This is a genomic window from Pseudomonas sp. ABa2 (assembly GCF_056676075.1).
The window spans coordinates 2524688-2547860 of record NZ_CM155239.1 but is presented as its reverse complement, the minus strand read 5'-3'; the positions used below and the strand labels follow the sequence as shown (position 1 = coordinate 2547860).

The window sequence follows — 23173 nt, the reverse complement described above, 5'->3', positions numbered from 1 at the left end:
ATGCAGGATCAGCAATCGGCCCTGCTGCATGCCTTCGTCCTCGACGGACGCGGCGGCGCACGCAGCATCACGGGCGAAGAGCTGGACGGTCTGCAGTTGGCCGAGCAGGAAAGCCTGTGGCTGCACTGGGATCGCAGCCAACCCCAGGCGCAGCATTGGCTGCGCGAGCACAGCGGGCTGGACGAGTTCAGCTGCGACCTGTTGCTCGAGGAAAACACCCGGCCGCGCCTGCTGCCGCTGCCGGACGACGAGCTGCTGCTGTTCCTGCGCGGGGTCAACCGCAACCCCGGCGCCGAGCCGGAGGACATGGTCTCGGTGCGCATCTTCGCCGATGCGCGGCGGGTCATCTCGCTGCGCCTGCGCCCGCTGCGGGCCACCGAGGCGCTGATCGAGGACCTGCAGGCGGGCAGGGGGCCGAAAACCCCGTCCGAGCTGCTGCTGGAGCTGGCGCGCTACCTGACCGACCGCGTCGACGACCTGATCGCCGAATTGGGCGAGCTGCTCGACGGCGAGGAAGATCGCCTGGATGCCGACGAGCGCTACCGTCCCGAGCACGGCCTGATGCTCCAGGTGCGCCGGCGCGCGGCCAGCCTGCGCCGTTTCCTGGCGCCACAGCGCGATCTCTACGCCCAGCTGGCGCGCAACCGCCAGCCCTGGTTCGTCGAGGACGACGACGATTACTGGAACGAACTGAACAACCGCCTGACCCGCTACCTGGAAGAGCTGGAACTAGTCCGCGAGCGCGTCAGCCTGGTGCTGGAGGCGGAGAGTCGGCGCCTGAGCGAACGGATGAACCGCATCATGTACCGCTTCAGCATCATCACCGGGCTGTTCCTGCCGCTGACCTTCCTCACCGGCCTGCTGGGCATCAACGTCGGCGGCATACCCGGCGCCGAGAGTCCGCTCGGTTTCTTCGTCGCCTGCGGCCTGATGGCCAGCCTGGCACTCGGCCAGCTGTGGCTGTTTCGCCGCTGGCGCTGGCTGTGATGTGTGACTTGACCGCTCGCCGCCGCGTCTAGCCGTGACATCCCGTGAGGTGCACATGCACGATCCATTCGAAGAATCCCTACGCGATTTGCTCAAGTCATCGCCGTCCAATCATGACGACGATGCCTGCCTGCACCGGGTTCTCAAGACCGCCAACCGTCAGGTCGGCGCCGGCGACCTGTTCAGCCTGATGGGCCACTGGCTCGAAGCCCTGATGATTGCCCTGAACAACGGCTCGGCGCATGTCGCGCCGGTTTCGCGCCGTACCCATTCCCCTGCTTCCGCTGATAAGGCCGATTGAAATGGAACTCGACCCCTGGACCCAAAGCCTGATCGCCGCCATGACCGCACTCTGGACCAAGGTCGCCGGCTTCATTCCCAACCTGTTCGTCGCCCTGGTGCTGGTGCTGCTCGGCTTCGTCGTGGCCAAGCTGCTCGACACCCTGCTGTCCAAGCTGCTCGGCAAGGTCGGGCTGGATCGCCTGATGATGGGCACCGGGCTGACCAAACTGCTGGCGCGCGTTGGCATCCAGGCTTCGGTGTCGACCCTGATCGGCAAGATCGTCTACTGGTTCGTGCTGCTGATTTTCCTCGTCTCGGCGGCCGAGTCGCTCGGCCTGCAGCGGGTTTCCGCCACCCTCGACGTGCTGGCGCTGTATTTGCCCAAGGTATTCGGCGCGGCCCTGGTGCTGCTCGCCGGCGTGCTCCTGGCGCAGCTGGTCAGCAGCCTGGTGCGTGGCGCGGCAGAGGGCGTCGGCCTGGATTATGCCCACGGCCTGGGCCGTGTGGCCCAGGGCCTGGTGATCATCATCAGCATCTCGGTGGCCATCGGTCAGCTGGAGGTCAAGACCGATCTGCTCAACAACGTCATCGCCATCGTGCTGATCTCGGTCGGCCTGGCAGTGGCGCTGGCCCTGGGGCTGGGCAGCCGGGAAATCGCCAGCCAGATCCTGGCCGGCATTTATGTGCGCGAGTTGTACCAGGTCGGGCAACAAGTGCAGGTTGGTGAGGTCGAAGGGCAGATCGAGGAAATCGGCACGGTCAAGACTATCCTGTTAACCGATACGGGTGAGTTGGTCTCGGTGGCCAACCGCGTGATGCTCGAGCAACGGGTAAACAGTCGCTAACGCGCCAATCCTGCTACTTTATGCCGCCGCCCGACAGGTATAGCCTGTGGGGCGGTTTTCGTCCCGACTTTCGGCCCAACTTGTTTTGAACAAAGCCCAAACCTTGCCCACGCGTTACGACCCCCGCGAGCTCACCGATGAGGAGCTGGTGGCGCGCGCTCACGACGAGTTGTTCCACATCACCCGTGCTTATGAAGAACTCATGCGCCGTTACCAGCGCACCCTGTTCAATGTCTGCGCGCGTTATCTGGGGAACGAAAGGGACGCCGACGATGTCTGTCAAGAGGTCATGCTGAAAGTTCTTTACGGTTTGAAGAACTTCGAGGGCAAGTCCAAGTTCAAGACCTGGCTCTACAGCATCACCTATAACGAGTGCATTACCCAGTACCGCAAAGAGCGCAGAAAGCGGCGTTTGATCGACGCCCTGAGTCTCGATCCGTTGGAAGAGGCGTCCGAGGAAAAGACGCCGAAAGTCGAGGAACGCGGTGGTCTGGATCGCTGGTTGGTGCACGTCAACCCGATCGATCGGGAAATTCTGGTGCTACGTTTTGTCGCAGAGCTGGAGTTTCAGGAGATCGCCGACATCATGCATATGGGCTTGAGCGCCACGAAAATGCGCTACAAGCGAGCTTTGGATCGATTGCGCGACAAATTTTCGGACACTTCCGAAACTTAGTTCAGCTAATCGACCACTAAGGGAGTGGCGAACCCTGCTAAAATCGCCGCCAAGTTGCCGACTGAAACCGCAGGCGACTTATTAACCACCAAGATGGGGATTTAACGGATGAAACTGAAAAACACCTTGGGCGTAGTCATTGGCTCTCTCGTTGCCGCAACTTCCTTCGGCGCGCTGGCGCAAGGGCAAGGCGCTGTCGAGGTGGAGGGCTTCGTCAATCGCTACTTCGCCGACACCCAGCGTGACTTCGCTCACGATGAAGGCAACCTGTTCGGCGCCAGCATTGGCTACTACCTGACCGACGATGTCGAGCTGGCCCTGTCCTACGGCGAGTACCACGACCTGCGTGGCGAAGGCGCTGCCGGCAGCAAGAACATCAAAGGCAACCTGACCGACCTGAAGGCCCTCTACCACTTCGGTCAGCCGGGTGCAGGCCTGCGTCCCTACGTGTCTGCCGGCTTCGGCCATCAGAGCATCGGCGACGCCAACAGCGGCGGCCGTGATCACTCCACCCTGGCCATCGCCGGTGCCGGTGCCAAGTACTACTTCACCGAGATGTTCTACGCCCGTGCCGGCGTCGACGCTCTGTACAACATCGACCAGGGCGACACCGAGTGGCAAGCCGGCGTCGGCGTTGGTCTGAACTTCGGCGGCGGCAGCAAGCCGGCCCCGGCTCCGGCCCCCGTAGCCGCTGTCGAGCCGATGCCCGAGCCCGCTCCGGAGCCGGTAATGGAAGCCGTGCGCGTCGAGCTGGACGTCAAGTTCGACTTCGACAAGGACCGCGTGAAAGAAGAAAGCTACGGTGACATCAAGAACCTGGCCGACTTCATGAACCAGTACCCGCAGACCACCACCACCGTTGAAGGTCACACCGACTCCGTCGGCAGCGACACCTATAACCAGGGTCTGTCCGAGCGTCGTGCCAACGCCGTTCGCGATGTGCTGGTCAACCAGTACGGTGTCGATGGCAGCCGTGTGAACACCGCCGGTTACGGCGAGTCGCGCCCGGTAGCCGACAACGCCACCGAAGCTGGTCGCGCCGTCAACCGTCGCGTTGAAGCCGAAGTGGAAGCCCAGATCCAGCAGTAATGCTTCTGGTGCGCTAAGAAAAACCCGGCCTTGGCCGGGTTTTTTCTTTTCTGGAATAAAAAAGCCCGCCAAGGGGGCGACGGGCAAACAACGACTTCGCAGGAGCGCGAAGCGGTCAGGCATGCAGGAGCTGAGGCATGCTGATATGGCTGCTGGCGCGGGCGACTTCGCCGATCACCAGGATGGCCGGACTCTGCAGGGCAAAGGCGCGGGCATCTGCGACCATATCGGCCAGTTGGCTGCGGCATTCGCGCTGCTCGGGAAGTGAGGCGTTCTCGATCATCGCCACCGGCATTTCGCCGCTCATGCCGCCGGCGAGCAGGCCGGCCTGGATGTCGACCAGCTTGGCCACGCCCATATAGACCACCAGGGTGGTGCCGCCCTGGGCCAGGGCCGCCCAGTTCAGGCTGCTGTCGTCCTGGGTATGGGCGGTGACCAGGGTCACGCCGCGCGCCACGCCGCGCAGGGTCAGGGGAATGCCGCAGTTGGTGGCGCCGGCCAACCCGGCGGTGATGCCGTTGACCAGCTCCACCTCGATACCGTGCGCGCCGAGCCAGTCGGCTTCCTCGCTGCCGCGGCCGAAGATGCACGGATCGCCGCCTTTCAGGCGCACCACGCACTTGCCCTGGCGCGCGTAGCGCAGCATCAGGCGATGGATAAAGGCCTGCGGGGTGGAGCGGCAGCCGCCGCGCTTGCCCACCGAGACGATGCGCGCGCCTGGGCAGTGTTCCAGCACGGCCGGGTTGACCAGATCGTCGATCATCACGATCTCGGCCTGATTCAGGGCCTTGACCGCCTTCAGCGTCAGCAGCTCGGGATCACCAGGGCCAGCGCCCACCAGCCAGACTTTTGCGCTCATATCGGGTTCCTCTAGGCGTTGACGGCAAGCGGCTGGTTAGCCAGCAGGCGTTTGATTTCGGGGACGCAGGAGCCGCAGCTGGTGCCGCACTTGAGCTCCTGCTTGAGGCCGTCCAGGTCCAGGCCGCGCTTGATGCCGGCGCACACCGCGCTTTCGCTGACGTTCAGGCAGTTGCACAGGGTCTTGCCGCGCATGGTGGCGCCGGCGTTGCCTGGCGGCGCGGAGACCGGGGCGAGCAGCCAGCGGCGCAGGTCGGCGTCGGCCTGGCCGTCCAGCCACAGGCTTCTGAGCCATTCGCTGGCGGCGGTTTCGCCGGCCAGGCGGATGCTGACGATACGGCCGTCCTCGATGCGCACGCGCTTGCCCACCGCGCGGCGCGGGTCGTCGTAGGCCAGCACCGGGCCCTGGTGCAGGCGCAGCAGGCGGTCGATCTGTGCCAGCAGCTCCGGCTGCGGCGCTACGGCGCAGGCGGCGCGGATCAGCAGGGCGGGGCGCTCGCGGCCGGTGGGGGTGAGGCTGGCGTAGGCGAAGTCCTCGAACAGCGGGCGCAAGGCCTCGAAGCGACTCTGCACCTCACCCTCGACCAGAGCGAACAGCTGCCAGGGCAGCTCGACCCTGTCCACCTCGACCCCGGCGTGCTTGAGCTCCGGCTGCTTGGACAGCGGATCGAAAGCCGGCTGGGTCAGCACATTGGTGCCCAGGCCCTTGAGGAAGCGGTCGCCCCAGTGCATCGGCAGCCAGGCCTGACCGGGCCGCACCGAGTCGTCGGCCTGCACCGGTAGGATCAGGCTGCCGCGGCGGCTGCGCAGCCTGACCAGATCGCCGTCCTGCAGACGACGACGGCGCAGTTCATCCGGGTGTAGGCCGAGCACGGCGGCCTCGACATGGCCGAACAGGCGCGCGGCGGTGCCGGTGCGGCTCATGCCGTGCCACTGGTCGCGCAGGCGGCCGGTGTTGAGGGTCAGGGAGTAACGCGCCTCGCGCTTTTCCTTTGGCGCGCGGTACGGGTCAGCGTGGAACTGCGCGCGTCCGCTGGCCGTGGGGAAGCGGCCGTCGGCATAGAGCCGCGCGGTGCCCTGGCGCGCGCCGGACGGGAACGGCCATTGCTGGGGACCTTGGTCGTCGAGCAGCGCGTAGCTGAGCCCCGAGAGGTCGAGGTCGCGCTGGGCGGTCAGGTGCTTGTATTCCTCGAACAGCGCTTCGCTGTCGGCGAAATCGAACAGGCTGGGCAGGCCGGGGCGGAGCAGAGTTTCCAGGCGACGGGCGAAGTCGCAGGTGATCGACCAATCGGGCCGCGCCTCTGCGGGCGCTGGCACGGCGCGGCGTACATGGCTGACGCGGCGCTCGGAGTTGGTCACCGTGCCTTCCTTCTCGCCCCAGCTGGCGGCTGGCAGCAGCAGGTCAGCGTAGCGGCAGGTCTCGGTGGTGAAGAAGGCTTCCTGCACCACGACGAAGGGGCAGGCGGCCAGGGCCTCGTGCACCTTGTTCTGGTTCGGCAGCGATTGGGCTGGATTGGTGCAGGCGATCCACAGCGCCTTGATGCGGCCCTCGTGCACCGCATCGAACAGCTCGATGGCGGACAGGCCGGGCGTCTGCGGTAGGGCATCGACGCCCCAGTAGGCGGCGACTTCGGCGCGGTGCTCCGCATTGCCGGCCTCGCGATGGCCTGGCAGCAGGTTGCTCAGGCTGCCGGTCTCGCGGCCGCCCATGGCGTTGGGCTGGCCGGTCAGCGAGAAGGGGCCGGCGCCGGGCTTGCCGATTTGCCCGGTGGCCAGGTGCAGGTTGATCAGCGCGCTGTTCTTGGCGCTGCCGGACGAGGACTGATTGAGCCCCATGCACCACAGCGAGAGGAAGGAGGGCGCGCGGCCGATCAGCTCGGCGCAGCGCTGCAGGGCGTCCAGGCTGATGCCACAGATGTCGGCGGTGGCCGCCGGGCTGTAGTCGCGCACCAGGTTCTTCAGCGCCGCGAAGCCTTCGGTATGGGCGTCGATATAGACGCGGTCGACCCAGCCTTCCCACAGCAGGAGATGCAAAATGCCGTGAAACAGCGCGACGTCGGTGCCGGGCAGAATCGCCAGGTGCAGGTCGGCCAGCTCGCAGGTGTCGGTGCGCCGCGGGTCGACGACGATGATCTGCATCTCGGGGCGCCTGGCCTTGGCTTCTTCCAGGCGGCGGAACAGTACCGGGTGGGCGTAGGCCATGTTGGAGCCGGCGATCAGCAGGCAGTCGCTCTGCTCGATGTCTTCGTAATTGCAGGGCGGGGCATCGGCGCCGAGGCTGCGCTTGTAGCCGACCACGGCGCTGGACATGCACAGCCGCGAGTTGCTGTCGATATTGTTGGTTCCCACCAACGCTCTCGCCAGCTTGTTAAAGGCGTAGTAGTCCTCGGTCAGCAGCTGGCCGGAGATGTAGAAGGCGACGCTGTCCGGGCCGTGCTCGCGGATGGTCTCGGCGAACACCGCCGCGGCGTGATCCAGGGCACTGTCCCAGTCCGTGCGCGAACGGGCCAGGCCCTTGCCCAGGCGCAGCTCGGGATAGAGGGCGCGGGCGTCGAGGTCGCCGGTCAGGTGCAGGGTCGAACCCTTGCTGCACAGCTTGCCGAAGTTGGCCGGGTGGCTGGGGTCGCCGGCGACGCCGAGAATCTGCTCGCCATCGTGCTCGATCAGCACGCCGCAGCCCACGCCGCAGTAGCAGCAGGTGGAGGCGGTGACTTGAGTGGGGCTGGCCATGTTCGGAGCTCCTAGGGGGCAATACGCCTGGCGGCAGACCGCGTGCCTGCCGCCGGACGGCTTAGGCGCACTTCGCGGCGGTGTTCAGGGCCAGCAGCACGCGGCCGCTTTCCACCTTGGCATGGTGCCGGTGAGCGCAGCCCACATCCGGCGCCACGGCCTCGCCGGACTCCAGCTCGATCTGCCAGTTGTGCAGCGGGCAGGCCACGCGCTTGCCGTAGATCAGCCCCTGGGACAGCGGGCCGCCCTTGTGCGGGCAGCGGTCGTCGAGGGCGAAGACCTCGTCGGCCGCGGTACGGAAGATGGCGATATCGCCTTTCGGCCCTGCAACAATGCGCGAGCCGAGTACGTTGATCTCGTCCAGGGCGCAGATATCCAGCCAGTTCATACGGTGGCCTCCTCAATTTGCACGACCTTGATGCGGTCGAACTCTTTCTTCAGTTGCGGCGTCTCGATGCGCTCCTTCCAGGGGTCCTGCTCGAACGACAGGGCGTAGTGCAGGCGCGCGGCCAGGGCCTTGCGGTTGGCTTCGTCCTCCAGCACCGCCTTCTTAATGTGCTCCATGCCGACGCGCTGCATGTAGTGCACGGTGCGCTCGAGGTAGAAGGCCTCTTCGCGGTACAGCTGGAGGAAGGCGGCGTTGTATTCGCGCACTTCCTCGGCGGTTTTCACCTTGACGAAGAACTCGGCCACCTCGGTCTTGATCCCGCCGTTGCCGCCGATATACATCTCGAAGCCGGAATCCACGCCGATGATGCCGACGTCCTTGATGCCGGCCTCGGCGCAGTTGCGCGGGCAGCCGGAGACCGCCAGCTTGACCTTGTGCGGCGACCACATGTTGAACAGGTCGTGCTCCAGGTCGATGCCCAGCTGGGTGGAGTTCTGCGTGCCGAAGCGGCAGAACTCGCTGCCGACGCAGGTCTTCACGGTGCGGATGGACTTGCCGTAGGCGTGGCCGGAGGGCATGTCCAGGTCCTTCCACACGGCCGGCAGGTCATCCTTCTTGATGCCCAGCAGGTCGATGCGCTGACCGCCGGTGACCTTGACCATGGGTACGTTGTACTTGTCGGCCACATCGGCAATGCGGCGCAGCTCGGACGGGTTGGTCACGCCGCCCCACATACGCGGCACCACCGAGTAGGTGCCGTCCTTCTGGATATTGGCGTGGGCGCGTTCGTTGATCAGGCGCGACTGCGGGTCGTCCTTGGCCTCGCCCGGCCAGGTGGAGATCAGGTAGTAGTTCAGCGCCGGGCGGCAGGTGGCGCAGCCGTTGGGCGTGCTCCAGTTGAGAAACTCCATGGTTTGCGCCATGGACGTCAGGTGCTGCTCGCGGATCGCCTTGCGGATCTGCCCGTGGTTGAGGTCGGAGCAGCCGCAGATGGCCTTCTCGCTCTTGGGCTTGACGTCGGCGGCGCCGCCGACGGTGCTGATCAGAATCTGCTCGACCAGGCCGGCGCAGGAGCCGCAGGAGCTGGCGGCCTTGGTGTGCTTCTTGACCTCGTCGACCGAGAACAACCCGTTCTCCTGGATGGCCCGGACTATGGTGCCCTTACACACGCCGTTGCAGCCGCAGATCTCCATGCTGTCGGGCATGTTGGCGGTCTTGTCGGCGCCCTGGTGACCGACGTCGCCGATGGCGCCTTCGCCGAACATCAGGTGGTCGCGGATCTCGCTGACGTTGTGGTTCTCGCGGATCTGGCGGAAGTACCAGCCGCCGTCGGCGGTGTCGCCGTACAGGCAGGCGCCGACCAGCACGTCGTCCTTGATCACCAGCTTCTTGTACACGCCGCCGATGGGGTCCGACAGCGTTATCGTTTCCGTTCCCTCGCCGCCCATAAATTCGCCGGCGGAGAACAGGTCGATGCCGGTGACCTTGAGCTTGGTCGAGGTCACCGAGCCCTGGTAACGGGCGAAACCGAGCTGGGCCAGGTGATTGGCGCAGACCTTGGCCTGCTCGAACAGCGGCGCCACCAGACCATAGGCGATGCCGCGGTGACTGGCGCATTCGCCGATGGCGTAGATGCGCGGGTCATAGGTCTGCATGGTGTCGTTGACCAGGATGCCGCGGTTGCAGGCGATGCCGGCGCTCTCGGCCAGTTCGCTGTTGGGGCGGATGCCGGCGGCCATCACCACCAGGTCGGCGGGGATCACTTCGCCGTCCTTGAATTTCACCGCGCAGACGCGGCCTTCGCCGTTATCCAGCAGCTCGGCGGTGTGCTTGGGCAGGAGGAACTTCAGGCCGCGGTCTTCCAGGGATTTCTGCAGCAGCTCGCCGGCGGTACGATCGAGCTGGCGCTCCAGCAGCCAGTCGCCCAGATGCACCACGGTGACGTCCATGCCGCGCAGCTTGAGGCCGTTGGCCGCCTCCAGACCGAGCAGGCCGCCGCCGATGACCACGGCGTGCTTATGGGTCTTGGCGGTGTCCATCATCATCTGGGTGTCGGCGATATCGCGGTAGCCGATCACGCCCTGCAGGTCCTTGCCCGGGATCGGCAGGATGAAGGGGTTGGAACCGGTGGCGATGAGCAGGCGGTCGTACTCGGCTTCGCTGCCGTCGTCGGCGATCACCAGGCGCTTCTTGCGGTCGATCTTGACCACCTTGCGCCCCAGCAGCAGCTTGATGTCGTTTTCCGCGTACCAGCCCAGATCGTTGAGCACGATCTCCTCGAAGGTCTGCTCGCCGGCCAGCACCGGCGAGAGCAGGATGCGGTTGTAGTTAGGGTGCGGCTCGGCGCCGAACACGGTGATGTCGTAGAGATCGGGGGCGAGCTTGAGCAGCTCTTCGAGGGTGCGTACACCCGCCATGCCGTTGCCGATCATCACCAGCTTGAGTTTTTGCATGCCGGCCATCTCCTGAAGAAAAATCACGGTCGAAAAAATTGTCGGGAGCAATTTTTAACGTCGCTCCGCGACGGCTCGAAGAGTGGCCGCCAGGGATGGCAGGCCATAAAAACAAAAAAGGCGTCCCGCTAGTCACCTAGCGAGGACGCCTTTGTCCAGGTCCCGTTCGATCGGGAAGTGCAGCCTTCTTCGTTGAAGGTCGCGCTTTATTCAACTTGTGCCAAGACTAATGCAGCGCCTGTGCCAACTTTCCAACATCACGGTTTTTCAGGCTTTTCAGGCACTTGCCGGCTTCTGCCGAGCCTGCTTGTGCACCTTTGCGAGGCGTTTTGCGCCGCTTTGGTGCGAGTGGCGCTATTTGAGCAGCAACAGCGCCAGCAGCAGGTTGAGCAGCAGCGACACCAAGGCCACCGTGCGCCAGACCAGCAGCGGCTCGCGCTCCAGCAGCGGCCGTGGGCGGCTGCCGATGGACTGGCGCTCGCCGCTTTCCAGGGCCAGCAGCCATTCCTCGGCAGTTTCGAAGCGCTGCGCCGGGGCGGCGGCTACCGCGCGGTTCAAGACCTCATCGAGCCAGGCAGGCAAGTCCGGGCGGTAGCGGCTGGCTGGCACAGGTTGGCCGAAGCGCGGGTGCTGGAAGGCCTCGACCTCGCCGTGGGGATAGTGGCCGGTGAGCAGGTGATAGAGGGTCACGCCCGCGGCGTAGAGGTCCTGCTGGGCGCTGGGTGGGCTGCCGGCGAAGGCTTCCGGGGCGATATAGCTGGGGGTGCCGGGCAGGGCATGGGCCTCGTCGCGGGTCAGGCCCGGGCAGTAGGCCAGGCCGAAGTCGAGCACGCGCAGCTCGCCGTCGTCGCCGAGCAAGAGGTTCTCCGGCTTGATGTCGCGGTGGATGACATTGCGCCGGTGCAGTAGGCCGAGGGCCTTGATCAGCCGCGGCGCCAGGTCCTGCCAATCGGCCAGGCTCAGCGGGCCGGCCTGCTGCAGGCGCGCGGCCAGGGTCTGGCCGGCGTACTCGCGCTGCACGTAATACAGGTGCTGGCGCTGCGGCAGGGCGTGCAGCTCGGGGAAGTGGCGGCCGGCGACGCGGCGCAGGAACCATTCCTCCTGCAGCAGCGCCGGGCCGGCCTGCTCCTCGCCGGCGCGGCTGGCCGGCAGGGTCTTGAGCAGCCAGGGCTGATTGTGCGCGTCGCGCACCCGGTAGATCAGCGACTGGCGCGATTCACCGAGCAGGCCTTCGACCTGCCAGCCCTCGAACTCCTGGCCGTCGCGCAGGCGCGGCGGCAGCGGCCAGTGCTCGAGCTGGGCCAGGGTGTCGGCCAGCGCCGCCTCGGGCAATTGGCCTATGTACACCAGCAGGGCGCTGGCGTTGTCCTGGCTGCCGGCGCGGTGGGCCTCGCCGACCAGCGCTTGGCAGATCGCCTCGGCGTCATCGCCCTGTTGCAGCAGTTCGCCGATGCGCCTGTCGCTGAGGCAGGCCCAGACGCCGTCGCTGACCAGCAGGAAGCGGTCGCCGGTCTGCAGCTCGCCGTCGCGGTAGTCCACCACCAGGTGCTGATCCAGGCCCATGGCGCGTTTGAGCACGTGCTGCATGCCCGGCTGTTCCCAGACATGGTCCTCGGTCAGGCGCAGCAGCTGGCCGTCACGCCACAGGTAGGCGCGACTGTCGCCGATATGCGCCAGGGTGTAGCGCCGGCCGCGCAGTACCAGGGCGGTGAGGGTGGTCAGCAGCGGCTGGCCGCCGCCGTTGGCCTGCAGCCAGCGGTTATGCGCGCTGAGCAGGCGGTCCAGGCTGTGCTGCACCGGCCAGGTTTCCGGGGTGGAGTAGTAGTCCAGGGCCAGCGCCTGCAGGGTGGCGCGTGCGGCCAGGCCGCCGTCGGCGCACTGACTGACGCCATCGGCCAGGCCCAGCAGGTAGCCCTTGCTGGCGGCCAGGGCCGGCGCCGGGGTGACCACGCGCAGGGCGTCCTGGTTCTCGCTGCGCGGGCCGGTGGCGCTGGTTTCGCCGATGCTCAGTTGCAGGGCCATGGCTGTTTCCACAGATCGTTTATTTGCCTCGGCGCTTCGGAACGTAGGGTGCGCCGCGTGCACTAGGCTCGACGATAGAGCGCTGGTGCGCATGGCGCACCCTACGAAGGCGGCGGATCGCCGAAGGTTCGCTCACACCCGCGCGGCGGTCACCGCGGCGCTGCCCCAGGTGGTGCGCCAGCGCTGCTTGACCCCGTGCAGACCGATCCAGGCCAGCACGCCGAGGCTGGCGAACAGCCACAGGCCCAGCTGGTAGTCGCCGGTGTGCTGCTTGATGGTGCCGAGGCCGGCGGCGAGGAAGAAGCCACCGATGCCGCCGGCCATGCCGATCAGCCCGGTCATCACGCCGATCTCCTTGCGAAAGCGCTGCGGCACCAGCTGGAACACCGCGCCGTTGCCGGCGCCGAGGCCGAGCATGGCGGCGACGAACAGGGCCAGGGCGGCGGTCGCGCTGGGCAGGTTGAAGCCCACCGCGGCGATGCACAGCGAGGCGATGGTGTACATCATCAGCAGCGAGCGGATGCCGCCGATGCGGTCGGCCAGGGCGCCGCCGAGTGGGCGCAGCAGGCTGCCGGCGCAGACGCAGGCGGCGGTGTAGTAGCCGGCGGTCACCGGGTTCAGCCCGTACTGGTCGCTGAAGTAGCCGGGCAGGGCGCTGGCCAGGCCGATGAAGCCGCCGAAGGTGACGCTGTAGAAGAACATGAACCACCAGCTGTCGCGGTCGCCGAGGGCCTTGAGGTAGTCGCCGAAGGCCTTGGCCTTGGGCCGCTCCGGCGCGTTCCTGGCCACCAGGGCGAAGATCACCAGGGTCGCCAGCAGCGGGATCAGCGCCCAGCCGAACACGTTCTGCCAGCCGGACAGCGCCGCCAGGCCGGGTGCGAACAGCGCCGCCAGCACGGTGCCGGAGTTGCCGGCGCCGGCGATGCCCATGGCCTTGCCCTGGTGCTGCGGCGGGTACCACTGCGAGGCCAGCGGCAGGGCCACGGCGAAGGCGGCGCCGGCGAAACCGAGGAACAGGCCGAGCAGCAGCGCCTGCTCGTAGCTGCCGATGCCGATCTGCCAGGCGCAGAACAGCGCGACGATGACCACCACCTGGCCGAGCAGGCCGGCGGTCTTCGGCGACAGGCGGTCGGCGAGAAAGCCCATCAGCAGGCGCAGCACGGCGCCGGCGAGAATCGGCGTGGCCACCATCAGGCCGCGCTGCTGGGCGTTGAGATCGAGGTCGGTGGCGATCTGCACAGCCAGCGGGCCGAGCAGGTACCAGACCATGAAGCTCAGGTCGAAATAGAGGAAGGCGGCGAACAGGGTGGGGGCGTGGCCGGCTTTCCAGAAACTTGTATTCATCGATCACCTCATCAGCGAGAAGGGGCCCGGCACGGCGCGGCCGACCGTGGTCGTGGACACGGCGGCCGCGCCTGCCGGGGAGGCTGCGCACTTGTGGCGCGCGGCCCTGCGGCCGAGGCCACAGCAGGGTTGAACGATTGCAGTGCAGGTTCGGATCGCGACGCCTGCGCCGGCCCCGGACACTGGGGCGAACACGAAAAAAAACGCCGCTTCACCGCTGGCCGTTGAGGCGAGGTGAGGCGACGTCTTTGTCGTGAAGGAGGTGGCCGCCGTTGGCTACCTTGTGCAGGGTCCAAGCAAGAGCCGCGCCAATCGTCTATGGGCCTGGCGGTGCGGGTTCTCGGGCGTTGCGCTGGCGGCTGGCTGCCGCAAAAGGAGGCGCAGGTGCGGCGACATGCACCTGGACGGGGCGTCGCTGGTTGCCGAGCGGCTCAGTGGCGGGCGGCGGCGACCAGGCTGCGCGGTTGGTCTGCGGCGAGCACGGCGCCGCTGGCGGCGTGCGTCGGCAGCGGCAGGGTCAGCAGGGCCAGGGCCAGCAGGTTGCTCAGCAGGCCTGCCTGGCGCGCGCGGCGATAGCGAGTAGACATGGCGAATCCCCCCTTTCTTGCTGTTCTGCCCTAGGCGTAGCAGACGAATGGCCTGCTGTCACGGCGACGGCTGCAAGAATCGCGCAATCGCCCGTCGTCCGGCGTCTCGGGGCGAAAAAACGGCGGTGCTATACTGCAATCCTGATCAAAAAATAGACAAATCGCCGCCTGGCGAGCCGCCTACCTGGCGGCGCCTGCGGGACGCTCGGCAGCATGGCAAAGCGAGATGGGAGGTGGGTCATGAATCGGCACTACTACATCAGCGACAACCTGGACGAGCTCGAGCGTGTCGAGCAGGAACTGGAAGCCCAAGGGATTAGCACCGAGCAGATTCACGTGCTCAGCGAGCAGGACGCCGAGGTGGAGCACCATCACCTGCACGACGTGCCCTCGTTCATGAAGCAGGACGTGGTGCACTCCGGCGAGATCGGCGCGCTGGTCGGGCTGGTGCTGGCCGCCGCGGTGCTGCTCGCCGCCTATTGGCTGGGTTGGACGGCCAGCGCGGCGGGTTGGATGCCGTTCATCTTCCTGGCCATCGTGTTGTTCGGCTTCTGCACCTGGGAAGGCGGCTTCTTCGGCATTCAGGTGCCCAACGCGCATTTCCGTCGCTTCCGCCAGTACCTGAAAGACGGCAAGCACGTGTTCTTCGTCGATGTCGAGCCGGAGCAGGAGCCCCTGCTGGCCCAGGTGGTCGGCCATCATCCGCGCTTGAGCGATGCCGGCACCGGCGAGGCGGCGCCGCACTGGATAGTCGCCTGGTTGCAGCGCTGGCACCAGTTCAAGCGCACCATCTGAGCTAGCCAGTCGCTGTCAGCCCGGCCGCTCAAGGCGCGCCGGGCGCCGGCCCCTGGCCGAAGAACAGCACGCGGCTGAGAAACACGTAGTTCGCCTCGCTCGCCATCAGTCCCACCAGCACCAGCAGGCACAACGGCGGCAGCAGGATGGCGTAGACCATGGCCAGGCGCTCCCAGGCCATGTGCATGAAGATGGCGACGATCAGCCCGGCCTTGAGCAGCATGAACAGCAGGATCAGCGACCAGCGCAGGTAGCCGGCGAGATGGAAGTAGTCGACCAGGTAGGAGAGCGTGCTGAGGACGAACAGCAAGCCCCAGATCTTCAGGTACAGGCCGATCGGATGCTGCTGGGTCTGAGCCATGGCGAGTCCCTCACCAGAGGTAGAAGAAGGCGAAGATGAATACCCACACCAGGTCGACGAAGTGCCAGTACAGCCCGGCGATCTCGACGTTCTGGTAGTTGCCTGTGCGCTCGTAGGCCCCGCGCCAGACCTTCCAGGCGACGATGCACAGGTAGAGCACGCCGATCGACACGTGCAGGCCGTGGAAACCGGTGATCATGAAGAAGCTGGCGCCGAACTGGGCGGCGCCCATGGGGTTGCCCCAGGGCCTGACGCCTTCCTCGATCAGCTTGCTCCATTCGAACGCCTGCATGCCGACGAAGGCGGCGCCGCCGAGGGCGGTGGCCAGGATCAGCGCGGCGGTGCGCCCGCGTTCGCGGCGATAGGCGTAGTTGACCGCCATGGCCATGGTGCCGCTGCTGCTGATCAGCACGAAGGTCATGATGGCGATCAGGATCAGCGGGATGCTCTGCCCGGCGATGGTCAGGGCGAACACCTCGCTGGTGTTCGGCCAGGGCTCGGTGGTGGTCATGCGCACCGCCATGTAGCCGGTGAGGAAGCAGGTGAAGACGAAGGTGTCGCTGAGCAGGAAGATCCACATCATCGCCTTGCCCCAGGGCACCTGGTGGAAGGCCTCCTTGTCCGCGGCCCAGTCGGCGGCGACTGCCTGCCAGGGCGGCGTGGCGGTGTCCGGTGTGGGGTGTTCGCGACGACTGGCCATGGCGGATCACCTCAGGCCGCAGAAGGCGGCGATGGCCTGGTAGGTCTGCGGGCTGCTGGTGAGCACGGCGAACAGCAGCAGCCACAGCCCCAGCAGGTAGTGCCAGTAGCTGGCGCAGAGCTCCACGGCGACGGCGAAGGCGTGCGGCCGGCGCAGCCGCGTGGCCAGGGCCCAGGCCCAGACTGCCAGGCCGCCGAGCAGGTGCAGGCCGTGCAGGCCGGTGAGCAGGTAGAAGAAGCTGTTGGCCGGGTTGCCGGCGAGCGGATAGCCCCAGGCGGCGACGCGTTGCCAGAACCACAGCTGGCCGAGGAGAAACACCACCGCCAGCAGCCCGCCGGCGGCGAAGGCCAGCTGGCTCGTCGCCATTCGCGAGCGCCGCGCGGCCAGCCGGGCGCCCTGCAGGCACAGGCTGGCGGCGAGCAGCACGGCGCTGTTCAGCCACAGCGGCCAGGGCTGCGCCAGCGGCGCCAGTGGGTCGGTCAAGGGCTGCCAGTCCCCGACCTGCGAGCGCATCAGCAACGCCAGCAGGAACAGCAGAAACAGCGAGCTGATCGCCGCCAGCAGCAGGCGCAGGCCGACCCGGGCGGTGTGCAGGCGCTCGGCCGGCGTCGTCTCCGGGGTCTGCGGCCAGCCGCCGGGGCCGAGTTCCTCGCCGTCGCGCAGCAAGAGCCGGTTCATGGCCTGCGCTCCGTCGCCGCGTTCTTCATCCGTTGCAGCTCCTCGTCCGACACCGTCTGCGGCACGAAGTCCTGCTCCACGCCTGGCACGCTGTAGTCGTAGGCCCAGCGGTGCACCACCGGCAGGCGGGCGCCCCAGTTGCCGTGCACCGGCGGAGTCTGCGGGGTCTGCCATTCCAGGCTGGCGGCGCGCCAGGGGTTGGCGCCGGCGGGCTTGCCCTTGGCCAGGCTCCAGAACAGGTTGAACAGGAACAGCAGCTGGGCGACGCCGACCACCAGGGCGGCGACGGTGATGAAGGCGTTGAGGTCCTGCGCCGACTGCGGGATGAACTCGTAGTCGTCGAAGGTGTAGTAGCGCCGCGGCATGCCGAGAAACCCAAGGTAGTGCATGGGAAAGTAGATGGCGTAGGTGCCGAGGAAGGTGATCCAGAAATGCAGCTGGCCGAGGCGGTCGTCGAGCAGCCGCCCGGTGATCTTCGGGTACCAGTGGTAGATGGCGCCGAACACCACCAGGATCGGCGCCACGCCCATGACCATGTGGAAGTGGGCGACCACGAAATAGGTGTCCGACAGCGGGATGTCGACTATCACGTTGCCGAGGAACAGCCCGGTCAGGCCGCCGACCAGGAAGGTGAGGATGAAGGCCAGGGCGAACAGCATGGGCACGGTCAGGTGGATGTCGCCCTGCCACAGGGTCAGCACCCAGTTGTACACCTTCAGCGCGGTGGGCACGGCGATGATCAGCGTGGTGATGGCGAAGAAGAAGCCGAAGTAGGGGTTCATGCCGCTGACGTACATGTGGTGCGCCCACACCACGAAGCTCAGCACGCCGATGGCGACTATGGCCCAGACCATCATGCGGTAGCCGAAGATGTTCTTGCGCGCGTGGGTGCTGATCAGGTCGGAGACCAGGCCGAAGGCGGGCAGGGCGACGATGTACACCTCCGGGTGGCCGAAGAACCAGAACAGGTGCTGGAACAGGATCGGGCTGCCGCCCTCGTGCTCCAGCGGCTGGCCAAGGGAGATGATCGCCGGCATGAAGAAGCTGGTGCCGAGCAGGCTGTCGAACAGCATCATCACCGCGCTGACCAGCAGCGCCGGGAAGGCCAGCAGGGCGAGGATCGAGGCCATGAAGATGCCCCATACCGACAGCGGCATGCGCATCAGGGTCATGCCGTGGGTGCGTGCCTGCAGCACCGTGGTCACGTAGTTGAGGCCACCCATGGTGGCGGCGACGATGAAGATCGCCAGCGACACCAGCATCAGCACTATGCCCCAGTCGGTGCCCGGGGTGCCGGCGGTGATCGCCTGCGGCGGATAGAGGGTCCAGCCGGCGCCGGTGGGGCCGCCGGGAACGAAGAAGCTGGCCAGCAGCACCAGCACCGAGAGCAGGTAGAACCAGTAGCTGAGCATGTTGACGTAGGGGAACACCATGTCCCGCGCGCCGACCATCAACGGGATCAGGTAGTTGCCGAAGCCGCCGAGAAACAGCGCGGTGAGCAGGTAGATGACCATGATCATGCCGTGCAGGGTCATGGCCTGGTAATAGGTGCTGGCATCCATGAACTCCAGGCTGCCGGGAAAGCCGATCTGCAGGCGCATCAGGCCCGAGAGCACCAGGGCGATCAGGCCGACGAAGATCGCCGTCAGCGCGTACTGGATGGCGATGACCTTGTGGTCCTGGCTCCAGATATAGCGCGTCAGGAAGCTGCGCGGCTCGTGCAGGGCCGTGCTTTCGGCTTGGTGCGCATAGGCCATCGCGTCATCCTCCTGCTGGGGGCTCAGGGCGAGGGATCCGCGGCCTCGTCGGCGCCGTCGGCGAGGGAGGCGATAAAGGCGGTCAGCGCCTCGAGCTGCGCCGCGTCGACGGCCAGGACCGGCATGATCGCGGCATAGCCCTGCACCACCTGGGCGTTGGGCTGGCGTATCGCCTCTTCAATATAGGCCGCATCGGCCCGGGCCGTGCTGCCGTCGACGAAATCCCGGGTGCTGCCATACAGCCCGCGCCAGCTCGGGCCGATGCCGGCGCTGCCGTCGAGGCTGTGGCAGGCCAGGCAACCCAGGCTGGCGGCCAGCGCGCGGCCCTGTTCGGTCGGGCTGGCAGCGTCGTGCTCGGTGGCCGGGGCCTTGTCGCTTAGCGACTGGATCAGGGCGAGCAGGGCGGCCAGTTCCTCCTCGCTCAGGCGGTAGGCCACCATCACCGGCGGAAAACCCTGCACCAGCTTGGCCTGCGGGGCGAGGATGGATTCGCGCAGGTAGGCCTCGTCGGCCTGCAGGCTGCTACCGTCGGCCAGTTGCCGGGTGCTGCCGTACAGGCCCTGCCAGGTCGGGGCCAGGTTGGCGCTGCCATCGAGGCTGTGGCAGGCCAGGCAGCCGAGGTTCTGCGCCAGCTGGCGGCCCTTGTCCAGCAGGCTGGCGGCGCTCGGCGGCGCGGCGCGCAGGCTCTGGGCGAAGGTCGGCTGGCTGGCCAGCCACTGCTCGAAGGCCTCGGCCTCCTCGACGACCAGGCGTCCGCGCATGTTGAAGTGGGCCACGCCGCAATACTCGGCGCAGAGCACCTCGTAGCGGCCCAGGCGGGTCGGGGTGAACCAGAAGTAGGAGACCATGCCCGGCACCATGTCCATCTTGGCGCGGATCTGCGGCACGTAGAAGTTGTGCAGCACGTCCTTGGAGCGCAGCAGCACCTTGACCGGCTGATCCAGCGGCAGGCGCAGCTCGCCGCCCTGCACCAGCACGTCGTCCGCCGCGGCCGGGTCGCCGGGGTCGAGGCCGAAGGGGTTGCGCGGCCCGACCCACTTGATGGCGGAGCGACCCAGGCGGCCGTCCGCGCCGGGGAAACGGTAGGCCCACTGCCACTGCTGGGCCACCACCTCGACCTCGCGGGCTTCCTGCGGCACCCGCACGAAATCGTCGTAGACCACCAGGCCGGGGGCCAGCAGGGCGACGATGCCTAGGCTGGTAACGGCGAACAACCACCACTCGAGTTTCTTGCTTTCCGGCTGGTAGGCCGCCCGGCGGCCTTCCTTGTGGCGGAAGCGGATGATGGCGATGACCATGAACAGGCACACCGCGACGAAGAACAGCCCGGTGATGAGCAGGGTGATCAGCAGTGCGGTGTCGATGGACACCCAGTTGGACGCCGCCTCGGTGGCCTGCCAGGGGCTGAGCAGGTGAAACAGCAGCGAGCCGATCACCAGCAGTATCAAGACGATTGCAAACGCCATGGGGCCGCATCCTGTTCCGGGCGCGCCTGGCTACACAAAGCCCCTGCCGGTGGCGAACGGCGTTGCAAATCGCGGCGTCAGGGCTCGGCGGCCCCGGCGCGGGAGCCGTCACTGGCCAGTATAGGCGCTGCCTCGCCGGCTGCCGCGCGGGCCGGCAGCGCGCGGTGACTCAGTCGAGGCGATTGACCCGCGGGAACTTGGCGGCGAACTCCGCCGGCATCGGCACCACCCTGGACTGGCGGTAGTCGAAGAACACGAAGCCGGACTTGGCCATGGCCACCAGCGTGCCGTCGGCCGGACGGCTGATGCGGAAGGTGATGTCGCCGCCGTACCTGTTGAAGTCCATCACACCCACCTCGAACAGCAACTGGTCGCGGGCATGGGCTTCGGCGCGGTAGGTGGTGGCCAGGTCGGTGACGATGATGCCGGTGCCGTTGCCGTCGGTCTCGCGGATGCCGAACTCGTAGAGAAAACGTGCCCGCGCCTCGGAAATCATCGAGATCATCGAGTCGTTGCCCAGGTGGTTGGCACCGTTGATGTCGGTGACTCGCACGGTGAGGTGGGTGCTGTAGCAGTACTGGTCTTCGGGAAACTCGAGGGTCAGGCGGGCCATGGCGCGTCTCGTCGCAGGTGGGGTGGCGATTGTACGCGAGCGACAGGGGCTGGCGCCGTCATTCGCCGCGGCAATGACGGCGCGACGCCTCAGCGATGCAGGCTGTTCAGATGAAAGAAGGTCACCCGGCCGCCCTCGTCGCTCGGCCCTTCGTTGTCCTGGATATAGGCGCCGGCCTTGAAATACAGCTGCTGTGTGCTCCAGGCGGGGTCGAGCTGGCGGTACAGCGAGCCCTGGTCGCCGTCCTTGCTGACCACGCTGACGCCGAGCCTGCCGCTGGGGGTGACGCGCAGGTCGTAGCCGAAGCGCTCGCCCAGCTGCACGTTGTCCGCCAGCAGGATGTTCTGCACCTGGCTGTCGCCGGGTTTTTCGCGCAGCAGCAGTTCGAGGCGACCGACGCCACGGCGATAGTGGTATTGCAGCTTGAGCAGCGGATCGTTGTGGCTGCCGGGCTCGTCCTTGCTGTGGATCTGGCCGATCACCACCTTGTTCTTGCTCGGTACCTGGTCGACCTGCAGCACCGCGCTGAGGTAGCTGTCGGCGCTGGCGTGCAGCCAGTTGCTCAGGCTGCCGTCGCTCTGCGTCTCGCGCAGTTCGCTGCGTGGGTAGCTGGCGTCGGCGGTGGTGGAACCGCCGACCGGCACCCAGAAGGTCAGGCTGCCGTCGGCGTTGCGGCGCAGGTACTGGCTCTGGTAGCCGTTGTTCAGCCGCGCGGTGCTGATGGTGGTGGGGCTGGGATCGGTGGGGATCGAGAGGTTCCAGGTGGTGAGGTCGAGCACGGGCTTTCCTTGGTCTAGGGCTGGGGGAACCTCTCTTCGTGTGCCCGTTCGGTCATTGGTTCAACCGCTCCGACCAGCGTGCCAGAGCGGTTGCCGTGTCTGTCAGGCGGCCGGGCGCTGCTGGCGCTGGTAGAGGAACTCCAGTACCGCACCGCGATAGCTGTGGTACTGCGCGTCATTGGCCAGCGCCAGGCGGTCGCGCGGGCGCGCCAGCTCCACCTTGAGGATCTCGCCGACGGTGGCGGCCGGGCCGTTGGTCATCATCACGATGCGATCCGACAGCAGCACCGCTTCGTCGACGTCGTGGGTGACCATCACCACGGTGCTGTGGGTGGCGCCGACGATGCGCAGCAGCTCGTCCTGCAGGTGGGCGCGGGTCAGCGCATCGAGGGCGCCGAACGGCTCGTCCATCAGCAGCACCTTGGGCTCCATGGCCAGGGCACGGGCGATGCCGACGCGCTGCTTCATGCCGCCGGAGATTTCGCTGGGGTGCTTGTGCATGGCATGGGCGAGGCCGACCATCTGCAGCGCCTGCTCGGTGCGCGCCTTGAGCTGGGCCTTGCTCTCGCGTGCGCCGAAGACCTTCTCCACGGCCAGGTGGACGTTGCCGTAGCAGGTCATCCAGGGCAGCAGGCTGTGGTTCTGGAACACCACGGCGCGTTCGGGGCCGGGGCCGTCGATCTCGCGGCCGTTGCAGATCAGCCCGCCCGCGCTGGCTTCGAGCAGGCCGGCGATCAGGTTGAGCACGGTGGATTTGCCGCAGCCGGAGTGGCCGATCAGCGAGACGAACTCGCCGCGAGCGATGCTCAGGTTGACGCCTTCCAGGGCCTGGAAGCGGCCTTTCTTGGTGTCGAAGTGTTTGCTGACGGCGGTCAGCTCGACGAACTTGTCCATGGGTGGCTCCTTAATTCGCGTAGTCGAAGCGCTTGGCCAGCAGCAGGAGCGCCTGCTCCAGGGCCAGGCCGACCAGGCCGACGATGATGATGGCGATGAGGATGTGTTCGACGTTGAGGTTGTTCCACTCGTCCCACACCCAGAAGCCCAGGCCGATGCCGCCGGTGAGCATCTCCGCGGCGACTATCACCAGCCAGGCCACGCCGATGGCCAGGCGGATGCCGGTCATCAGGTGCGGCAGCACGGCGGGAAACAGGATGCGCGTCAGCACCTTGAACTCCGACAGCTTGAGCACGCGGGCCACGTTCAGGTAGTCCTGCGGCACGCTGGCGACGCCGGCGGCGGTGTTGAGGATGATCGGCCAGATCGAGCTGATGAAGATCACCCAGATCGATGCCGGGCCTGCCGCCTCGAACACCAGCAGGCCGATCGGCAGCCAGGCCAGCGGCGACACCGGACGCAGCAGGCTGATGATCGGCGCCAGCATGCCGGCGAGGAAGGCGAAGCGGCCGATGGCGAAGCCCAGCGGAATGCCCACCAGCGCTGCCAGGCCGAAGCCGACGCCGACCCGGCCGAGCGAGTTGAGGATGTTCCAGCCGATGCCCATGTCGTTGGGGCCGTTGTCGTAGAAGGGATCGGCGAACAGCACCAGGGCGGCCTGCCAGGTGCTCAGCGGGCCGGGCAGGCCCTCGCTGTGCTGGGCGAGCAGGGCCCACAGGCCGATGAAGGCGAGGATGCCGAGCAGCGGCGCGATGGCCGCCTTGAGCCCGTTGCCGAGGGTCTGCACGCTGGGCAGCAGGGCCATGGGCGAGAAACGCGGCTTGGCCAGCTGCGGCAGCGGAGTTTTCAGGGGCGCATTCATGGTCACC

22 protein-coding genes are annotated in these 23173 nt (G+C 66.9%); 6 read left to right on the top strand and 16 right to left on the bottom strand.

Going from position 1 to position 23173, the window contains the following annotated elements:
• The 5 genes from AC1G9C_RS12450 (at window position 1) to AC1G9C_RS12430 (ending at window position 3879) form a co-directional block, all read left to right on the top strand.
• Window positions 1–987 (top strand): zinc transporter ZntB, encoded by a 987-nt coding sequence (locus tag AC1G9C_RS12450; RefSeq protein ID WP_457787056.1) that lies wholly within the window; start codon window positions 1–3, stop codon window positions 985–987.
• A 49-nt stretch (window positions 988–1036) separates the two neighbouring features.
• Window positions 1037–1288, top strand: coding sequence for a CrfX protein (locus tag AC1G9C_RS12445; RefSeq protein WP_480410409.1), 252 nt, complete (start codon window positions 1037–1039; stop codon window positions 1286–1288).
• A gap of 1 nt (window position 1289) precedes the next feature.
• Window positions 1290–2114, top strand: a complete 825-nt coding sequence (locus AC1G9C_RS12440; protein ID WP_480410361.1) for a mechanosensitive ion channel family protein — start codon at window positions 1290–1292, stop codon at window positions 2112–2114.
• Window positions 2115–2199: 85 nt separating this feature from the next.
• A complete protein-coding gene (sigX, locus tag AC1G9C_RS12435; protein WP_031303023.1) occupies window positions 2200–2790 on the top strand; it encodes an RNA polymerase sigma factor SigX in 591 nt (196 codons plus the stop codon).
• Between the two features lie 108 nt (window positions 2791–2898).
• Window positions 2899–3879 carry an OmpA family protein gene (locus tag AC1G9C_RS12430; protein ID WP_122109772.1) on the top strand — a complete coding sequence of 327 codons (981 nt, stop codon included), beginning with the start codon at window positions 2899–2901 and terminating at the stop codon, window positions 3877–3879.
• Window positions 3880–3994: 115 nt separating this feature from the next.
• Here the strand turns inward: AC1G9C_RS12430 and cobA are convergent, their stop codons facing one another.
• From cobA to AC1G9C_RS12395, 7 genes are all read right to left on the bottom strand, one after another.
• Entirely contained in the window at window positions 3995–4738 is a 744-nt protein-coding gene (cobA, locus tag AC1G9C_RS12425) for a uroporphyrinogen-III C-methyltransferase (RefSeq protein WP_457787055.1), read from the bottom strand.
• Between the two features lie 11 nt (window positions 4739–4749).
• On the bottom strand, window positions 4750–7467 hold the full coding sequence (locus AC1G9C_RS12420) for a nitrate reductase (protein ID WP_480410360.1): 2718 nt from the start codon (window positions 7465–7467) through the stop codon (window positions 4750–4752).
• A 61-nt stretch (window positions 7468–7528) separates the two neighbouring features.
• Window positions 7529–7855, bottom strand: coding sequence for a nitrite reductase small subunit NirD (gene nirD, locus AC1G9C_RS12415; RefSeq protein ID WP_021442824.1), 327 nt, complete (start codon window positions 7853–7855; stop codon window positions 7529–7531).
• The gene (nirB, locus tag AC1G9C_RS12410) at window positions 7852–10308 is read right to left on the bottom strand and encodes a nitrite reductase large subunit NirB (protein ID WP_480410359.1); all 2457 of its coding nucleotides are present in this window, start codon (window positions 10306–10308) and stop codon (window positions 7852–7854) included. Before nirB ends, nirD begins: the two co-directional genes overlap by 4 nt.
• Before the next feature lie 354 nt (window positions 10309–10662).
• Entirely contained in the window at window positions 10663–12330 is a 1668-nt protein-coding gene (locus AC1G9C_RS12405; protein WP_480410358.1) for a bifunctional protein-serine/threonine kinase/phosphatase, read from the bottom strand.
• A 132-nt stretch (window positions 12331–12462) separates the two neighbouring features.
• On the bottom strand, window positions 12463–13674 hold the full coding sequence (locus tag AC1G9C_RS12400; protein WP_021442821.1) for a nitrate/nitrite transporter: 1212 nt from the start codon (window positions 13672–13674) through the stop codon (window positions 12463–12465).
• A 431-nt stretch (window positions 13675–14105) separates the two neighbouring features.
• On the bottom strand, window positions 14106–14261 hold the full coding sequence (locus AC1G9C_RS12395) for a hypothetical protein (RefSeq protein WP_178082579.1): 156 nt from the start codon (window positions 14259–14261) through the stop codon (window positions 14106–14108).
• A 240-nt stretch (window positions 14262–14501) separates the two neighbouring features.
• On the opposite strand from AC1G9C_RS12395, the gene AC1G9C_RS12390 reads away from it, so the two are divergent.
• Window positions 14502–15056, top strand: coding sequence for a hypothetical protein (locus tag AC1G9C_RS12390; protein WP_021444948.1), 555 nt, complete (start codon window positions 14502–14504; stop codon window positions 15054–15056).
• 28 nt (window positions 15057–15084) lie between these two features.
• Here AC1G9C_RS12390 and AC1G9C_RS12385 read toward each other — a convergent pair whose 3' ends face one another.
• From AC1G9C_RS12385 to ntrB, 9 genes are all read right to left on the bottom strand, one after another.
• Window positions 15085–15417: a cytochrome C oxidase subunit IV family protein gene (locus AC1G9C_RS12385; RefSeq protein ID WP_021444949.1), complete on the bottom strand. Its 333-nt coding sequence runs from the start codon at window positions 15415–15417 to the stop codon at window positions 15085–15087.
• A gap of 10 nt (window positions 15418–15427) precedes the next feature.
• The gene (locus AC1G9C_RS12380) at window positions 15428–16117 is read right to left on the bottom strand and encodes a heme-copper oxidase subunit III family protein (RefSeq protein ID WP_021444950.1); all 690 of its coding nucleotides are present in this window, start codon (window positions 16115–16117) and stop codon (window positions 15428–15430) included.
• A 6-nt stretch (window positions 16118–16123) separates the two neighbouring features.
• Window positions 16124–16795, bottom strand: coding sequence for a cytochrome c oxidase subunit 3 (locus AC1G9C_RS12375; protein WP_480410357.1), 672 nt, complete (start codon window positions 16793–16795; stop codon window positions 16124–16126).
• The gene (ctaD, locus tag AC1G9C_RS12370; protein ID WP_021442207.1) at window positions 16792–18552 is read right to left on the bottom strand and encodes a cytochrome c oxidase subunit I; all 1761 of its coding nucleotides are present in this window, start codon (window positions 18550–18552) and stop codon (window positions 16792–16794) included. Before ctaD ends, AC1G9C_RS12375 begins: the two co-directional genes overlap by 4 nt.
• A gap of 23 nt (window positions 18553–18575) precedes the next feature.
• On the bottom strand, window positions 18576–20018 hold the full coding sequence (locus AC1G9C_RS12365; RefSeq protein ID WP_480410356.1) for a c-type cytochrome: 1443 nt from the start codon (window positions 20016–20018) through the stop codon (window positions 18576–18578).
• A 169-nt stretch (window positions 20019–20187) separates the two neighbouring features.
• Window positions 20188–20631: a thioesterase family protein gene (locus tag AC1G9C_RS12360; RefSeq protein ID WP_397484877.1), complete on the bottom strand. Its 444-nt coding sequence runs from the start codon at window positions 20629–20631 to the stop codon at window positions 20188–20190.
• 89 nt (window positions 20632–20720) lie between these two features.
• On the bottom strand, window positions 20721–21410 hold the full coding sequence (locus AC1G9C_RS12355; protein ID WP_021442201.1) for a polysaccharide lyase family 7 protein: 690 nt from the start codon (window positions 21408–21410) through the stop codon (window positions 20721–20723).
• Window positions 21411–21512: 102 nt separating this feature from the next.
• A complete protein-coding gene (locus AC1G9C_RS12350; protein WP_480410355.1) occupies window positions 21513–22304 on the bottom strand; it encodes an ABC transporter ATP-binding protein in 792 nt (263 codons plus the stop codon).
• A gap of 10 nt (window positions 22305–22314) precedes the next feature.
• The gene (ntrB, locus tag AC1G9C_RS12345; RefSeq protein ID WP_021442199.1) at window positions 22315–23166 is read right to left on the bottom strand and encodes a nitrate ABC transporter permease; all 852 of its coding nucleotides are present in this window, start codon (window positions 23164–23166) and stop codon (window positions 22315–22317) included.
• Window positions 23167–23173 lie beyond the last annotated feature (7 nt).

Coding starts and splice junctions, on each gene's coding strand:
- AC1G9C_RS12450 (WP_457787056.1), top strand. CDS start 1: ATGCAGGATCAGCAATCGGCCCTGCTGCATGCCTTCGTCCTCGACGGA.
- AC1G9C_RS12440 (WP_480410361.1), top strand. CDS start 1,290: ATGGAACTCGACCCCTGGACCCAAAGCCTGATCGCCGCCATGACCGCA.
- AC1G9C_RS12430 (WP_122109772.1), top strand. CDS start 2,899: ATGAAACTGAAAAACACCTTGGGCGTAGTCATTGGCTCTCTCGTTGCC.
- cobA (WP_457787055.1), bottom strand. CDS start 4,738: ATGAGCGCAAAAGTCTGGCTGGTGGGCGCTGGCCCTGGTGATCCCGAG.
- AC1G9C_RS12420 (WP_480410360.1), bottom strand. CDS start 7,467: ATGGCCAGCCCCACTCAAGTCACCGCCTCCACCTGCTGCTACTGCGGC.
- nirD (WP_021442824.1), bottom strand. CDS start 7,855: ATGAACTGGCTGGATATCTGCGCCCTGGACGAGATCAACGTACTCGGC.
- nirB (WP_480410359.1), bottom strand. CDS start 10,308: ATGCAAAAACTCAAGCTGGTGATGATCGGCAACGGCATGGCGGGTGTA.
- AC1G9C_RS12405 (WP_480410358.1), bottom strand. CDS start 12,330: ATGGCCCTGCAACTGAGCATCGGCGAAACCAGCGCCACCGGCCCGCGC.
- AC1G9C_RS12400 (WP_021442821.1), bottom strand. CDS start 13,674: ATGAATACAAGTTTCTGGAAAGCCGGCCACGCCCCCACCCTGTTCGCC.
- AC1G9C_RS12395 (WP_178082579.1), bottom strand. CDS start 14,261: ATGTCTACTCGCTATCGCCGCGCGCGCCAGGCAGGCCTGCTGAGCAAC.
- AC1G9C_RS12390 (WP_021444948.1), top strand. CDS start 14,502: ATGAATCGGCACTACTACATCAGCGACAACCTGGACGAGCTCGAGCGT.
- AC1G9C_RS12385 (WP_021444949.1), bottom strand. CDS start 15,417: ATGGCTCAGACCCAGCAGCATCCGATCGGCCTGTACCTGAAGATCTGG.
- AC1G9C_RS12380 (WP_021444950.1), bottom strand. CDS start 16,117: ATGGCCAGTCGTCGCGAACACCCCACACCGGACACCGCCACGCCGCCC.
- AC1G9C_RS12375 (WP_480410357.1), bottom strand. CDS start 16,795: ATGAACCGGCTCTTGCTGCGCGACGGCGAGGAACTCGGCCCCGGCGGC.
- ctaD (WP_021442207.1), bottom strand. CDS start 18,552: ATGGCCTATGCGCACCAAGCCGAAAGCACGGCCCTGCACGAGCCGCGC.
- AC1G9C_RS12365 (WP_480410356.1), bottom strand. CDS start 20,018: ATGGCGTTTGCAATCGTCTTGATACTGCTGGTGATCGGCTCGCTGCTG.
- AC1G9C_RS12360 (WP_397484877.1), bottom strand. CDS start 20,631: ATGGCCCGCCTGACCCTCGAGTTTCCCGAAGACCAGTACTGCTACAGC.
- AC1G9C_RS12350 (WP_480410355.1), bottom strand. CDS start 22,304: ATGGACAAGTTCGTCGAGCTGACCGCCGTCAGCAAACACTTCGACACC.
- ntrB (WP_021442199.1), bottom strand. CDS start 23,166: ATGAATGCGCCCCTGAAAACTCCGCTGCCGCAGCTGGCCAAGCCGCGT.